The organism is Streptomyces lavendofoliae (assembly GCF_014649735.1).
GTDB lineage: Bacteria > Actinomycetota > Actinomycetes > Streptomycetales > Streptomycetaceae > Streptomyces > Streptomyces lavendofoliae.
Genome location: NZ_BMTP01000011.1, coordinates 149033 through 163025 on the forward strand (window position 1 = coordinate 149033; position 13993 = coordinate 163025).

At 70.7% G+C, this 13993-nt stretch carries 13 protein-coding genes; 4 read left to right on the plus strand and 9 right to left on the minus strand.

The window, feature by feature from the left end; genetic code table 11:
- Positions 1 to 110 precede the first annotated feature (110 nt).
- Positions 111 to 2162, plus strand: coding sequence for a fibronectin type III domain-containing protein (locus IE109_RS21245; RefSeq protein ID WP_189552557.1), 2052 nt, complete (start codon positions 111 to 113; stop codon positions 2160 to 2162).
- A 122-nt stretch (positions 2163 to 2284) separates the two neighbouring features.
- Here the strand turns inward: IE109_RS21245 and IE109_RS21250 are convergent, their stop codons facing one another.
- The 4 genes from IE109_RS21250 to IE109_RS21265 form a co-directional block, all read right to left on the minus strand.
- Complete coding sequence (locus tag IE109_RS21250) at positions 2285 to 3172, minus strand: PP2C family protein-serine/threonine phosphatase (RefSeq protein ID WP_308431379.1); 888 nt, start codon at positions 3170 to 3172, stop codon at positions 2285 to 2287.
- An 878-nt stretch (positions 3173 to 4050) separates the two neighbouring features.
- Positions 4051 to 4602 (minus strand): anti-sigma regulatory factor, encoded by a 552-nt coding sequence (locus tag IE109_RS21255; protein ID WP_189552560.1) that lies wholly within the window; start codon positions 4600 to 4602, stop codon positions 4051 to 4053.
- Positions 4586 to 5005 carry an STAS domain-containing protein gene (locus IE109_RS21260; RefSeq protein ID WP_189552561.1) on the minus strand — a complete coding sequence of 140 codons (420 nt, stop codon included), beginning with the start codon at positions 5003 to 5005 and terminating at the stop codon, positions 4586 to 4588. Before IE109_RS21260 ends, IE109_RS21255 begins: the two co-directional genes overlap by 17 nt.
- Positions 5002 to 5880: an STAS domain-containing protein gene (locus tag IE109_RS21265; protein ID WP_189552563.1), complete on the minus strand. Its 879-nt coding sequence runs from the start codon at positions 5878 to 5880 to the stop codon at positions 5002 to 5004. Before IE109_RS21265 ends, IE109_RS21260 begins: the two co-directional genes overlap by 4 nt.
- Positions 5881 to 6013: 133 nt before the next feature.
- On the opposite strand from IE109_RS21265, the gene IE109_RS34075 reads away from it, so the two are divergent.
- Entirely contained in the window at positions 6014 to 6565 is a 552-nt protein-coding gene (locus IE109_RS34075; RefSeq protein ID WP_189552565.1) for a MarR family winged helix-turn-helix transcriptional regulator, read from the plus strand.
- A 157-nt stretch (positions 6566 to 6722) separates the two neighbouring features.
- On the opposite strand, the gene IE109_RS21275 is transcribed toward IE109_RS34075, so the two are convergent.
- Positions 6723 to 7265 (minus strand): MarR family winged helix-turn-helix transcriptional regulator, encoded by a 543-nt coding sequence (locus tag IE109_RS21275; protein WP_189552566.1) that lies wholly within the window; start codon positions 7263 to 7265, stop codon positions 6723 to 6725.
- A gap of 179 nt (positions 7266 to 7444) precedes the next feature.
- On the opposite strand from IE109_RS21275, the gene IE109_RS21280 reads away from it, so the two are divergent.
- A complete protein-coding gene (locus tag IE109_RS21280) occupies positions 7445 to 8479 on the plus strand; it encodes a PP2C family protein-serine/threonine phosphatase (protein ID WP_229891374.1) in 1035 nt (344 codons plus the stop codon).
- 107 nt (positions 8480 to 8586) lie between these two features.
- On the opposite strand, the gene IE109_RS21285 is transcribed toward IE109_RS21280, so the two are convergent.
- The 3 genes from IE109_RS21285 to IE109_RS21295 form a co-directional block, all read right to left on the minus strand.
- Positions 8587 to 10776: a GAF domain-containing SpoIIE family protein phosphatase gene (locus tag IE109_RS21285; RefSeq protein ID WP_189552569.1), complete on the minus strand. Its 2190-nt coding sequence runs from the start codon at positions 10774 to 10776 to the stop codon at positions 8587 to 8589.
- A gap of 347 nt (positions 10777 to 11123) precedes the next feature.
- Positions 11124 to 11690 (minus strand): hypothetical protein, encoded by a 567-nt coding sequence (locus IE109_RS21290; protein ID WP_189552571.1) that lies wholly within the window; start codon positions 11688 to 11690, stop codon positions 11124 to 11126.
- 249 nt (positions 11691 to 11939) lie between these two features.
- Positions 11940 to 12761, minus strand: coding sequence for a Rossmann-fold NAD(P)-binding domain-containing protein (locus tag IE109_RS21295; protein WP_189552695.1), 822 nt, complete (start codon positions 12759 to 12761; stop codon positions 11940 to 11942).
- An 86-nt stretch (positions 12762 to 12847) separates the two neighbouring features.
- Here IE109_RS21295 and IE109_RS21300 point away from each other — a divergent pair, with 86 nt between their 5' ends.
- Positions 12848 to 13264: a winged helix-turn-helix transcriptional regulator gene (locus IE109_RS21300; RefSeq protein WP_189552573.1), complete on the plus strand. Its 417-nt coding sequence runs from the start codon at positions 12848 to 12850 to the stop codon at positions 13262 to 13264.
- A 275-nt stretch (positions 13265 to 13539) separates the two neighbouring features.
- Here the strand turns inward: IE109_RS21300 and IE109_RS21305 are convergent, their stop codons facing one another.
- Positions 13540 to 13968 (minus strand): STAS domain-containing protein, encoded by a 429-nt coding sequence (locus tag IE109_RS21305; protein WP_229891376.1) that lies wholly within the window; start codon positions 13966 to 13968, stop codon positions 13540 to 13542.
- Positions 13969 to 13993: the final 25 nt, after the last annotated feature.

Here is a 13993-nt window from a genome sequence, read left to right on the forward strand (position 1 = left end):
CCCCCGAAAAAGGTGCGAGGGCGGGGGCAACCCCGCGTCCGCCTCACGAGTCACACAGACGTCCGATGTTTCACGCGATCCGCCTTGGTCCGGAAGGGGCCCCTTTCTCCGTGCTGACTCGTACCCGGTTGACCGCGCTGACCGCGACGGCCGCCCTCGCCGCCGCCGGCGGCCTGATCACCGCCGCCACTCCGGCTTCCGCCGCCTGCGCCTCCCCGGTCTGGACGGCGCAGTACTTCGGCAACACCTCGTTCAGCGGCACCCCGAAGCTGACCGCCTGCGACGCGGCGATCGCCGAGAACTACGGTTCGGGCGACCCGGCCGGGGTGACGCTGCCGAGGGACAACTTCTCGATCCGCTGGTCCGTCACCCGGGACTTCGGCTCCGGCGGCCCGTTCACGTTCAACGCCGCCTCACAGGACGGCGTCCGCGTCTACGTCGACGGGGTACGGAAGATCGACCTGTGGCGGAACGTCTCCACGACCGCCCGCAAGACCCTCGACCTCGGCATCCCGGCCGGTAAGCACACCATTCGGGTCGACTACGTCGCCTGGACGGGCAACGCCCACGTCGGCTTCACCTACGCGCCCCGCACCTCCGCGACCGTCGACACCGTCAAGCCCCTCGCGCCCACCGGGCTCACCGCCGCGTACGACCGCGCGACCGCGAAGACCGCACTGCGCTGGACGGCCGGCAAGGAGATGGACCTCGCCGGTTACCGGGTGTACCGCCGGCCGGCCGCCACCGGCTGGGTGAGGGTCAGCGGCGCTTCGCCGCTGACCTCCCCGTCCTTCCTCGACGCGCCACCCGCGACCGGCCAGACCTACCTGTACGAGGTCCGCGCCGTCGACAAGGCCGGCCGCGAGTCCACCGGCAGCGCCGACGTGACCGCCGCGACCGTCGACCGCACGGGTCCCGCGGCGCCGACGGGAATCACGGTCCAGGGCGACTCGTACGTCAACACCCTGCGCTGGCAGGACGTGGCCGACGCCGTCCGCTACGAGGTCCACGCCTCCGACGCGGCCACCGGCCCGTTCACGCTGCTCGGCAGCACCAGCGGGGCCATGTACGAGGACCGGACCGCGCCGGTGAACCGGTACCGGTACTACCAGGTCCGCGCGTTCGACGAGGCGGGCAACGCGGGCGCGTTCTCCGCGACGGCGGCCGGCGACGGCGTCGACCGGACCCCGCCGGAGGCCCCCACCCACATCACCGCGGACGACCGCGGGCACGGCGTGAACATCTACTGGAACATGCCGGGCGACTTCTTCCAGGACCACGACAACGGCGGGCACTTCCGCATCCACCGCTCACCGGGCCCCACGCTCGACCGTACCCGGCTCACCCGCGTCAACTGCAGTTACTACTACGTCCAGGGCTCCGACCCCATGGAAGGCATCTGCACGGACAGCGGCGCGACCCAGGGCGCGCACTACACGTACGCGGTCACCGCGGTCGACGCCGCCGGGAACGAGTCCGAGCTGTCCGGCCCGGTCACCGTCCGCACCGCCGACACCGTCGCGCCCGGCCCGGTCACCGGCGTGAAGGCCACCCCGCGCAGGGACGGCATGCTGGTGAGCTGGGCAGCCTCGCCCGAGGACGACGTGGCGAGCTACACGGTCTGGACCGGCGTCCGCCAGGACGACGGCACAATCCGGTGGATGTACGACTGCCGGGAGGGCTCGTCCGACCCGCTCGCGGTCCTCTGCGGCGACCTGCCGGACTCCGGGTCGTACGTGTTCGCGGTCGTCGCGAAGGACCGCTGGGGCAACGCGCTGCGCCCCGGCGACCCGAAGGTCACCCTCGTCGAGGCCATCGAACTCGACGTCCGGCCCTCCGTGCGGGTCGCGCGGGACTGGCCGTTCGGCCTCGTGTCGCACGACACGGTGACGGGCGGTGGCTACGGGCCCACGGCCAACTGGCGCTGCGAGAACGCCACGTTGTGCCCGCCGGTCGCGGGCTACCGGGCCAGCCGGTGGAACCCGGCGACCGGGGCGTACGAGCCCCTGCACGAGGGGCTGCTCCCCCCGACGACGCGCACCTACACCGACACCACCGCGACCAGGGGCGACACGTACTTCTACACGCTGGAGGCCGTGCGGGCGGACGGCAGCGTCGCGGGCGTCCACCCCTGGTACACCGTCGTCCAGGACCGCGTCTGAGGAACTGGTCGAGGACCTCGGCGGGACGGAGAAACCCCTCTCAGCCGACGGCGTGACGCGAACGGCCGCCTCCGGTACGGAGGCGGCCGCTTCGACATCCCCGCCGCCCGGGCCCGCCAGGGTCACGGTCGTCCGCCGCCGAAGGGGTGGGGGAGCAGCCGGGCGGCGATGGCGAGGGTGTCGTCGTTGTGAAGGGCGTCGCCGAGCATGTCGGAGGCGATGGCGCCGGGGATGACGGCGGTGGGGTGGGACCGGTGACGGCGGGCGGCATCGATGAGCCGGGCCTCCCCTTCTACGGGGTCTCGGCGGCTTTCGGTGAGGCCGTCGGTGTAGAGCAGGAGGAGATCACCGGGATGAAGAGTCGTGGTCAGGACCCGATCACTCCCTGGTGAGGGGTAGCCGACGCCCCGGCCGCGTACCTCGAGGTAGTCGGCGGTGCGGTTGCCGCGTATGACGAGCGCCGGTGGGTGGCTGCCGTTGGCGAGGGCGAGGTGTCCGGTGGCGGGGTCGAGCCGGGCCAGGAGGAGGGTGGCCATGACGTCGTGGTCGTAGGGCCTGAGAATGGCGTCGGTGCGGGCCACGATGCTGTCCAGCGGGTGGCCTTCCAGCGCGAGGGTGCGCACGGCGTGGGTGACGGTCAGTGCGGTCCGGGTGCTGGTGACGCCGTGTCCGAGGGCGTCGACGAGGGTGATGTGGACGGTGCCGTCGGGCAGGGTGAACCAGTCGTACAGATCGCCGCCGGTGGGGGAGTCGTCGCTGGCCGGTGCGTAGTGGACGGCCATCTCAAGGCCGTTGACGTGGAGTGGTCTGGGACGCAGGGCGTCTTCCAGGGCGCGCAGGACCTGGCCGTGCGAGCGGCGCAGCGCCTGGTCCCGTTCTTCCAGCTGGACGTACAGCGCCAGGACACCGCTGTTCGTCTCGATCAGTTCACGTTCGAGGAGGCTCAGTTCGGCGGCCAGGGCGTCGGAGTGGTCGAGCGCCGCGCGCAGCTCCTCCTCAACGAACGCCATGTCGACCGCCGGGCCGGCCGCGAAGGGATTCGTGTGGGGTGTCAGCGCGCTTGCCGGACCTGGCCCGGTGCCGGGGGAGGCGGGAGTGTTCGGGTCGGGCGGCAGGGGAGGAATGGCGAGACGCCATACGAAATCGCCGCACGGGGTGATCTCGCCGGGCAGCGGCAGACGACGCACGGCGGTCCGGCTGATACTCCGTCCCAGAAATCTTGAGCGGAGGGTGAGGAACTCCGTGCCGTCGCGGCCGGCCTGCCGATCGGAAGTGAGGGTGACCAGGCGTCCGGAGCTCAAGGGGGCGGCGCACAGATCGCTGAGGCTGAGTACGAGTCGGGCTCGCGCTTCGGCCGGGAGGCGATGCGTGATCGCGATGCGGCGTACTGTGCCGCGCAGCGCGTGCAGCGTGCGGACGGTGTCTCGGGTCATACAGCCCCTTACAGGGTGCCGAGGGCGGGAACGGTGGCGTCATCGCGGTGCCGGCGACGGGTGCGGGCCGGGCGGGTGGCCGGCGGCGCGGGCGGGACGTGCGGTGGTGCGGAGGAACGGGTCGGCGTTCAGCGGTGATCGGTGCCGTCGGGGCACGACGAGGTTTGTCACGCCGTGGTGGGTGACGGCCGGGGCGCGCGGAGCGGGCGTGCGGGCCGAGGATGTCTGCCTTCCCGGTGTGCCGGCTGGGTGCCGTCAACGGGGGAACGGCCCGGATGCTACCCGTTTCGCGGTACTCAGCGGGGTCGGTGTGCCCGCGGTGGGCAGCGGCGGCCGCACCGCGACTTCGCCGCGCGGCCATGAGCGGGTCGTGAAGGTGCCTGGCCGGTGGCGACCCCGACGGCGCTGTGGTGGTCGTGGGGGACGCGGGTGGTAGCCCGCTGTTGAGCAGGTCTTCACGGCGGTGTGGTCCATCGGGTGGCGACGACGGTCGTGCCGTGGCCCTCGGCGGTGTGGATGCGGAAGTCGTCCATGAGGCGGCGCGCGCCGCCCAGCCCGTGACCCAGGCCCGGACCGGTGGTGTAGCCGTCGGTGAAAGCGGCGTCCAGATCGCTGATGCCCGGACCATGGTCCGTGACCGTCAACCGCAGACCCCGTACGTCCGCCCGGCGGACGACTTCGATGGTGAGGGTGCCTCCGCCGCCGTGGATGTAGGCGTTGCGGACGAGCTCGCTGGCCGCGGTGACGACTCGGGTCTGGTCCACGAGGGTGAATCCGACGTCCAGGGTGGCCGCCCGTACCGCGTGGCGTGCGGTGAGGAGGTGCTCCTCGCTGCGGATCGGGTGACGGCTGGCGGATCCACCAGCCGTTTCCGCTGCCTGACCGGAATGCGTGGGGCCGAGTCGGGTGGCGGCGGCCTGCGGGTGGTGGTCCTCCACGGCGGCAGTTTGCGGGTGGTGGTCCTCCACGGCGACGAGGCCGGGGGAGGGGTCATCGCCAGGGCGCATGGGCGGCCTCCCGTCCGGCCGCCTGGCTGCCTGGATGCCGTTGCCAGCCGAGTACGGCCATGCCCTGTTCCGCGTTGACGGCGGTAGCCACGCCCGGCAGTCCGAGGCCCAGTTCCACCAGGGTGATGGCGACGGCGGGACGCATGCCGGCCACGATGACGCGGGCGCCCAGGAGACGGGTGGTGGTGGCCAGTTCCATCAGGATGCGGGCGACGAAGGAGTCGACGAGCTCGAGCCGGGAGATGTCGATGAGGACACCGGTGGCCCGGTCGGCGACGATGCGTTGCGTCAGCTCTTCGGTGAAGGCCATGGCGGCCTTGTCGTCGAGCTCGTCGAGCAGTCCGGTCACCAGAACGTCGCCGAGACGCAGGATGGGTACTCCGCTGTTCGCCGGATCGCTCATCGGGCGGCCACGGGAATGGTCCGGCTGACGGGGGAGGCGATCAGGGCGATTGCGGCTCCGAGGGCGTCCGAGAGCGTCGCGCGGGTCACGATCGCGGAGAGATCGATGCCGAGTTGTGCGATGGTCTGGGCGATGGGCGGGCGGATGCCGCTGATGAAGCAGTCGGCTCCCATCAGGCGTACGGCGTTGACGGTCTGCATCAGATGGTGGGCGACGGCCGTGTCCACCGTGGGGACACCGGTGATGTCGATGATCGTGACCTGGGCTTCGCTGCTTTCGATGGCGCCCAGCAGGTTCTCCATCACGACCTGGGTGCGTGAGGTGTCAAGGGTGCCGACCAAGGGCACGGCAAGGACCCGGTCCCAGAGCTGGACCACGGGGGTCGAGACTTCGAGCAGCTGCCGGCTCTGGCGCCGGATGATCTCCTCACGTCCCTCGACATAGGTGGCGAAGGACAGGGCGCCTGCGGCGTCGAGCACCCGGTTGATCAGCAGAGCGGCCGAGTACAGGGACGCCGCGTCGCTCGTCCCGAGCTGAACGGCCTCCAGCAGGGCCTCTTTCAGCGCCAGTACGGCCAGAGCCGTGGCCGAGGGGGCGGCCCCGCCCCGGGCCCGGCGGAGCGACAGCTCGATCACCGCCTGACGCAGGCCCGCGTGAGCGGTCACCAGGCGATCAGCCGCCAGGTCACCGTGCAGCCCGGAGCTGAGCTGCTCGACGAGAACGTCGGCCTCCTCACGCAGCTGAGCCTCGGTCAGGCCCGCGTCCAGGGCGGCCCGCTCCTTCTGCAGGTGCACCCAGCGGTCCGCGACGTACTCCGCGTGCTCACGCAGCGCGCCGCACAGGTGGTGCCGGGCGTCGGCCTCGTCGATGGTCATTCCAACCTCCAACAGTTGTCGTGTGACAAATGTTAGCCAAGCGTAAATGATCAGGAGAAGTGCCTGACGCGCGCATGCGCCCACCCGGCCGGGGCACCCGCGACACAAGCACCCCCCACGTACGTGAAGGGCCATGGGCGACAGCGAGGCGGCACGACCGCGCCCGGGTGAACCCCTCACCCCGGCGCAGGAGCGGCACGCCGCCGATCTGGCGGCGATCCTGGTGGCTCTGGCGGAGCGGGCCGCACTGCACCCCTCCGACCTGCCCCGATCGACCATACGCGCCCTCGGTGCCGTCCAGGAAGGCGTGCGGGTGTCCCTGGGTGAGCTCAGCGGGTCACTCGGGATCGCCCCCGCGACCGCCAGTCGGCTGTGCGGGCGACTCGAAGGCGCAGGACTGCTGGTGAGGCGGCCGGACCCCGTCGACCGCCGACGTATCGTCCTCGAACTCACGCCACGGGGAGAGGCCCGGCTGCGAACGTACCGCGCACAACATCTCCGTCATATCGCCACGCTCCTGCGGCTGCCGGACGGGGATCTCACGGCGTTCGCACGGGCTCTCGCCGTTCTGCGCGAGGAACTTCTCCAGCGCCTCGGCACTGCTGAGCCCTGCGTCCCGGCCGCACGGCGCCTCGCGACACCGCCGCCACGCGCCGGCCAGGAGGGGCAACGGAGGAGGTCATGACCAGACCTTTGCCACTGGCCAACAGTTTTCGTCCGGCCTGTCAGGGCAGAGTGTGATCCGGGACGTCGGACGGCCGCCTCACGTCGACACGGCAGGCGGCCTCGGCGGGAAAGGAAGGTGAAGGATGAACAGCACTGCCGCGAGCGGTGGATTCCGGTCAGGCCGTTTCCATCGCCTCGGCCGTTCCCCCCGCCCCGAACGCGAGACCGTCCGCGGCGTGGCGGAAAGCGGCCAGACCCTGTACGAGAGCGGCCCTGGCGGCCGGCGGCATGGTGGAGACGACCTCCGACAGCGCCGTCTCACGCCTGGACCGCAGGTCGGCCAGGTAGGTCGCACCCCGGCCCGTCAGGCGCAGCTCCACCTCTCGGCGGCTGGTTGAACTCGGCGTACGCTCGATGAAACCCAAAGCCTCGAGGCGGTCGCACATCCGGCTGGCGGAGGAAGGCGCCGCTCCGAGCACCGCCGCGAGTGCCCTGAGGTTGGTTCCCTCACAGCGATGAAGGACGTACAGCGCCTTCAACTGCGACGACGAGACGGGAGCCGTCGCCACCCGGTCCCGGGTCCGACTCCAGACCACCTCAAGCAGATCCACCACTTCGCGGGCCACCAGCGCGGCGGCGTCCCCGGCTTCGGCGGAGGTACTCGCGGAATGCGTGCCTGCCAACGCGGCGCTCGGCAGCCCGGCCAGACGCTCCGGCATGGAGTCCGTCTCCTTCTTTGTCTTTCTTATCGAATAGGCGGTTATCAGCGGTGGGCAGATCCAGGTTCGAGCGCGCTTTGCGCAAAGCCGAGCCACACGCTCTTCTCGAAGCGGCACAGGACACGATCGCCGAGGATTTCGGGGCGACCGGTGTCGACCTCCTCATGGCGGACTACGCGATGACCATACTGCAACCGGTCTGCACGCTCCCCCACACCGACGAGCCGATCCCGGTGAACTCCAGCGCTCCCGGTCGCGCTTTCGGTTCCCAGCAGCCGTATGCCGAGACCGACCACCACGCCTCCCAAGTGACCGTGCACCTGCCTGTCAGCGTGCGCGGGGACCGCTTGGGCGTGCTGACGGTCCGCCTGCCGGCCGAGCGTCACACCTCCCAGTCCTCCCAAGAACTCCAGGAAGTCGCCGAAATCCTCGGCCACGCGATCATCGTCGCCGAGCGGGACACCGACCTCTACCTCCAGGCCCGCAGAGCCGGCCGGCTCACCCTCGCCGCCGAAATGCAGTGGCAACTCCTGCCCGGCCGGTCCTGCGAACGGGCGGAATACGAGATCGGAGCCCAACTCGAACCCGCCTACGCCATCTACGGCGACAACTTCGACTGGTCCACCACCGAAGACCACCTCACCCTCACCGTGACCAACGGCATGGGCGAAGGCATCGAAGCCTCCCTGCTCACCAACCTCGCCATCAACGCCCTGCGCAACGCCCGCCGAGGAGGCCTGTCCCTCGCGGACCAGGCGTACATGGCGGACCAGGCCGTCTTCGGCCACTACCGCGGAAACGCCTGCCTCTCCACCTTGCTCCTGCGCTTCGACCTCACCACCGGGGAAACGGAAATCGTCGACGCCGGCTCCCCGAAGATGTGGCTGCTACGGCAAGGCCGGACCGAAGAGATCGAACTCGACGCCCAACTTCCTCTCGGCATGTTCGAAGACACCCACTACACCACCCAGCGATTCCAGGTGCAGCCCGGTGACCGGCTCCTTTTCGTCAGCGACGGCGTCTACGACGTCGCCTCTTCCGCCGGAGAGCGCTACAGCGAGAAGGCCCTCGCCCGCGCCATCCTCGGCACCCGGCTCCTGCCCCCCTCCCAAGTGCCGCGCGCGATCCTTCAGGAACTGGCCGGACACCGCGCTCCCGCAACCGCCGCCGACGACGCCATGGTGATCTGCCTCGACTGGCACGGGAGGCCGTAGGGCGAACGCGTGCCCGCCTCCCGTGTGAGCCCGCCGGTTGGGCGCGGTCGGAGGCCCGCGCCGTACGGGGCCGCGGGCCGGACGGACGGCTGAACGCTCGCGCCGGGTCATCCGATGCGCAGTGCGAGGATGGCGAAGTCGTCGCCCGGAGGTGTGGGCCCGTAACCGAGGACTTCCCGCTCAAGGGCTGCGACGGTGACGGCGGCGGAGGAGCGGTGCGTTCTGGCGAGGATGTCGCGGACACCGTCCTCGGCGAGCATGGCGGTGCCGGAGCGGCGCTCGGTGACTCCATCGGTGTACAGCAGGAGCAGGTCGCCGGGGTGGAGGTCGTCCTCGGTGGTGTGCAGGAGTGGCTCGCCCACGATGCCGAGCAGGGTGCCTGGCCTGCCCAGTCGGGTGATCGTTCCGTCGGCCCGGCGCAGCAGGGGGTGCGGGTGCCCGCCCAGGACCAGGCGCAGGCGAGCCGGTGAGGCGCTCAGGTCCAGATCGGCGTACGCGGCGGTGCAGAAGCGCTGCGCCGGATGGTCGGCGAGGATCGCGGTGTTGACGGCTTCCAGGACGCTGCGCGGTTCGGGATCCCATCGCCGAGCAGCGCGGGCGGTGTGGCGCACCAGCCCGGTGAGTGCCGCCGCCTGAGGACCCTTTCCGCAGACGTCACCGATGACGACCCCCCATTGCCGGGGGCTGGTGGGGACGATGTCATAGAAGTCGCCCCCGACCAGGGTGCCTTGCTCTCCCGGGTGGTAGCAGGCGGCGATGTCGGCTTGCGGGATGTGGGGGAGGGCCGGAGGAAGCAGGCTTCGCTGGAGGTAGTGGGCCACCTCGCTCTGCTCGGCGAAACGCCGGGCGTTGGCCACCGCCTGTGCGGCACGGCCGGCGAGTTCCTCCGCGAAGGGAATGTCGCTCTCGGTGAACGACGCCTGTGCCGAAGTGGCCTGGACCAGGACCATGGCGCCGATCACGATCCCCGCCTGCCGCATGGGGACGGCCAGCCAGGACGCCGCCGGCATGAGCTTGCTCAGGGCCAAGCGGTGTTCGGTGCTGCGGGCGAGGCGGTCCAGGGTGCGGGGAACGTCGGTGACCAGTTCATGCCTTCCGGTGCGGATGACGGCGCCCACCCCGCCTTCGGCGTCCAGCCGCGGCGGGAACTCGTCCACCACCTCACGCAAAGCGCGTTCCTGGCGCGGGTCGCGGTGGACCAGCGTGGCGAGCTCGGGCTGCCCGGCTTCACCGATGACGTGAATGAGGCATCCGTCCGCGATCCGGGGCACGACCGCGGCCGCGATGTTGGCGAAGGTGGTCGCGGGGTCCAGCGATGTGGCCAGCGCGGCGCTGACCTCCGCAAGAGCACGTAGCTGGGCCTGCTTGTCCGCGGCCTCCCGCTGCAACCGGGCGCGTTCCAGGGCCAGGGCGCACTGCCCGGCCAGAGCGGCGAGGAAGCGGCGTTCGGAGTCGGCGAAGTCGTGGCGGACGGCGAAGTGGAAGCTCACCGCGCCGAACAGCCGCCCCTCCACGGCGAGGGGCAGGACCGCTGTCGAGTGGAGCCGCGGGGTGAAGAGGTGGGCAGCCTCCGGGAATGCCCTGGTCCGTTCGGCTGGATCGGCGAAGAAGAGGGCTTGCCCGCTCCTGGCGGTATGGGCCAAGGGGTACGGCGCGCTGATGCTGAACGGTGCCGGCTGCAGCGCCCCGCGTTCCACGTCGTGGATGTGCCGGACCGTGTAGTGGTTGCTTCCGGGTTCGTTCAAAACGGCGGCACTGACGGTCGCTCCGACCGCCGGCATGATCCTCTCGGTGAGGATCGTCATGACGGAGGCCAGGGTGTCCGCTCGGGACAGGGACGCCGTCACCTCGGCGAGAAGCTCGGCCCTGAGCACGCGCTCGCTGTTGTCGCGCAGCACCCATACCAGGCGGTCCTGTCCCACGCGGGTGGCCTGGTACTCGTAGTCGGCCGCCCGATAGGTCCTCGCCTCGGTCCACGTGAACGCGCCCTGCTCCGCCTCGCCCGTTCTCAACACCCGCATACACGCGGCGAACGAACCGTTTTCGACCATGTGCGGCCAGATCTCGCTGCACAGGCCCCCCAGGGGTTCCACACCGTCCGGCACGCCGGCCCGGGCGGCCGCGTTCATGTACTCCAGCCGCATGTCCACCGGCTCGCCGACGGCGTCCCGCACAGCCACCGACACCGTCACCGCGTCCGGGAGGCACTCGAACACATCTGTCAGCAATCCGGCCGGAGGGGCCCCGTGCAGCACACCGAAGGCGGCGTCGCACGCTCCCTGGCCTGGCTTGACCATCGTTCTCACATCTCCCACTGTCCGCGCCGGCAGATCAGCGGATACCTGTCGGGTCGACTCCCGAGAGGAGGCAACAGTTGTCTGGCGGCAAGTATCGCTCGTGCGGTCCGGTACGCGGAAGGGGAATCGCAGACCTTAGCCCGGTCGTGGCACGGTGCAGCCCGAACCTTTACCAAGAGCCACTCACGTCCCGCGGACCCGGGTGCCGATCACGGCGGGCCGGACGCGGGGGACCGGCGGTTTCGGGCCGTGGGGCAGGGACTTGTCGGCGCACGTCCTCGCCGCCGGCCTCAGGGGCACGGAGGGACGACCTTCGTGATGCGGACCGAGCCCCGCGGTGCTCGGTCTCAGCGGCCGAGGACGGGCACGAGCGGGCGCCGGTCGTCGAGCAGCTCGTTCATCTCGTGCGCAGCGGCCTCGTCGAGAAAGTACAGGTGCGTGCTCTGCCCGTTGTCCCTCTGGAAGAAGCGCCGTCCCTGTTGTTCCAGGTCGTCCATCAGATAGCTGACCACCAGGGTGTCCGCCCAGTCGTCACACACCTCGACGGTCCAACGCTGCCGCCGGCCGCCGATCGTGTACTCGAGCCACGCCTCGCCCGACTCGAGGTCCACATGATCACGAAGGTGGGTGAAGGCGTCGGGGCGGCCGGCGATCCGGCACAGGTTACGGGCGATGGTGACGTACGCGCCAGGTCCGTAGACGCACTCGGTGTCGAAGCTCCACGCCCGATCGCAGAACCACCGCCCCCAGGGTTCCCGCTCGACCTCGGCCCCCAGCAGGGACAGCAGATACTCGTACGGTTCGCGTTCGAACATGTCCCTGGGCAGGGAGTACAGCAGGTCGTCGACGGTGATCGCGGCTGCGAGGGGCAGCCCGAGCTCCGCCAACCGGGAGATCTGCGCTTCGAGTTCCACGGAGGCGATCGTAACGGTCGCCTCCTTCACTCCTCCGCCGAGGCGGAGGAGCGCCTGCGCACCGGCGCCGGCACGGCTCTCGTTCCGGTCAGCCGCGCGTTCGGCGCCGCAGCGGCGCGGGCGAGCCGGGGTCCTCGCGGCGCCGGCCCGTCACCGCGCCTGATACCGGCCACCGGGCTGTCCCCGTCGGCGTCGGGCGTTTCCCTCCCCTCCACGACACTTCGGGCACGTGCTGACACGGAGTCACCGTCAGCGGCCCCCCTCGGGCCGTGCGGCCAACGCGGCTGCGACGGCTGGAGGCAGTGGATCACGGGCCGGACGGCCGAGAAGATCCGTGAGGTCGGGAGCGGTGCCGTCCAGGAAGCCATGCCGGATGCCCGTGGCGATCGAAGCGAGCATGGGCGGCTGGAAGGGCAGCAGTCCCCGCGTCTCCTCGAGGAGCCTGCGCCGGTATTCCCCGAGCCCCACGCTGCGGTGCGGTACCCCGAGCCGTTCCGCCACCTGACCCGCCGTGATCGGTGTACCGACGAGGTCGTAGACGCGCCCGCTGTGTCGGGCCGGACTCGACGCGATGATCGCCGCGGCATCGGCGAGATCCTCCCGTGCGACCGCCGCCAGGGCGCCCTCCCCGAACGCGGACTCCACACCATCGGCGGTCCACATCAGCAGGCTGCCGAAGAGTTCGGCGTACAGGCCGTTGCGCAGGATCGTCCAGGGCAACCCGCTCGCTCGCACCAGGCGCTCGGTGGCACGATGCGCCGCCGCGAACCCGAGGTGGTCGCCGGCCGTGGTCAGGCTCGTGTAGACGACGTGGTCGACGCCGTCGCGTACGGCGGCGTCCAGGACCGCTTCGTGCCGCGCGACGACCTCGTCGTCCTCGGCATAGCCGGCGGAGATCAGAACCAGGGTGGACACCCCGGTGAGATCGAGGCTCGCGCGGTCGTCGAAGTCGAGGCGCCGCGTCCCCTCGCCCGGGGTGCGGCTGCCGCCCGTCGCAGCGGCGCCCCCGGCGCGCACCGCCGCAAGCGTGGCCGAGCCCAGGTTCCCTTTCGCCCCCGTCACCAGAATCATGTCATCGCCCTCTTCCGCCGTGGTTCTCATCGGTAACTACGCTTGATCCTTGATCGCACGCTCACCGGCCACAAGAAGGCAGTTCCATGTCACTCACGCACACCGGGGTAACCGCCGCCGACCTCGACCCCTGCGGCAGCGAAGACCATCCCGACTGCGGCATCCGCGATGTCCTGGACCGCATCGGCGACAAATGGTCGGTGCTCGTGATCGTTGAACTCGCGAGCGGACCGCGCCGGTTCCGCGAACTGCAGCGCGCGATCGACGGCATCTCCCAGCGCATGCTCACCCTCACGGTCCGCAGGCTCGAACGCGACGGCTTGGTGCTGCGGACCGTGTACCCGACCGTTCCGGCACAGGTCGACTACCGCCTGACCGAGACCGGAGCCGGCCTGACCCACCTGGTCAAGGCGCTTGCCGACTGGTCGCTCGCCCACCGTGCCGTCATCGCCGAAGCACGGCACGCGTACGACCGAACCCACCCGGACCATGACATCCGCTGACGGAACGTTGTCACCGCGCACAGCCGCCGGCCCCGCCGGGGTCTCGGCGAGCGGCTGTTCCCGTTATGGGCGGTTGCCTTCGGCATCGGTGCGCGGCACAGGATCGGAGCCCACCCCGCTTACGCACCTGCGTCCGGCCGGGGAACCGGGGAGCCGCCGCTGCGACGGCATTCGGGCCCGGCGACGCAGGGCGTCGGGGCAAGGCAATCCCTCGTCCGCCCGGCGCCGCTTCCCCGTCAGGCCCGCCGAAGGAAGCCGGGCTTCGGCTGCGGCGTTCACGCCAGGGTGTTGTCCTCGGCGTTGAGGGCGCGCGCCTGGCCCCTCAATGACACCGCTTCGTGGGACTGGTCGCGCGTACGGGTGCCGGCCGCCGGGGAGGGTTCCGTGGCAGCCGCCTGAGCCGTGGGGAAGAGGCTGAACACCTTGTCGACGCCCAGAATCCTGAAGACCGACCGGTAGTAGGCGTCGAGGCCGGCGATGCGCAGGCAACCGCCGTGCTCCTCGATGATGCGGTGCAGGAGTACCAGCATGCTGACGGCCGAGGAGTCCAGGTGCTTCGCGCGGGAGGCGTCCACCACCAGGGTGCGGCACCCGTGCCGCACCAGGAACTCGCACTGCGCTCCGACCAGTCGGGCGTTGTCGTAGTCGACCTCCTCCGGCAGCACGGCCACCGAAAGGTCCCCGTCCTGCAGCGTCACCGTCACCACCAGATTCCTCCCGGTCGACCCG

Bases quoted from the DNA above. Each gene is read 5' to 3' on its own strand.
- IE109_RS21250 (WP_308431379.1), bottom strand. From the start codon at position 3,172: ATGGCGTTCGTTGAGGAGGAGCTGCGCGCGGCGCTCGACCACTCCGAC.
- IE109_RS21255 (WP_189552560.1), bottom strand. From the start codon at position 4,602: ATGCGCCCTGGCGATGACCCCTCCCCCGGCCTCGTCGCCGTGGAGGAC.
- IE109_RS21260 (WP_189552561.1), bottom strand. From the start codon at position 5,005: ATGAGCGATCCGGCGAACAGCGGAGTACCCATCCTGCGTCTCGGCGAC.
- IE109_RS21265 (WP_189552563.1), bottom strand. From the start codon at position 5,880: ATGACCATCGACGAGGCCGACGCCCGGCACCACCTGTGCGGCGCGCTG.
- IE109_RS34075 (WP_189552565.1), top strand. From the start codon at position 6,014: ATGGGCGACAGCGAGGCGGCACGACCGCGCCCGGGTGAACCCCTCACC.
- IE109_RS21275 (WP_189552566.1), bottom strand. From the start codon at position 7,265: ATGCCGGAGCGTCTGGCCGGGCTGCCGAGCGCCGCGTTGGCAGGCACG.
- IE109_RS21280 (WP_229891374.1), top strand. From the start codon at position 7,445: ATGACCATACTGCAACCGGTCTGCACGCTCCCCCACACCGACGAGCCG.
- IE109_RS21285 (WP_189552569.1), bottom strand. From the start codon at position 10,776: ATGGTCAAGCCAGGCCAGGGAGCGTGCGACGCCGCCTTCGGTGTGCTG.
- IE109_RS21295 (WP_189552695.1), bottom strand. From the start codon at position 12,761: ATGATTCTGGTGACGGGGGCGAAAGGGAACCTGGGCTCGGCCACGCTT.
- IE109_RS21300 (WP_189552573.1), top strand. From the start codon at position 12,848: ATGTCACTCACGCACACCGGGGTAACCGCCGCCGACCTCGACCCCTGC.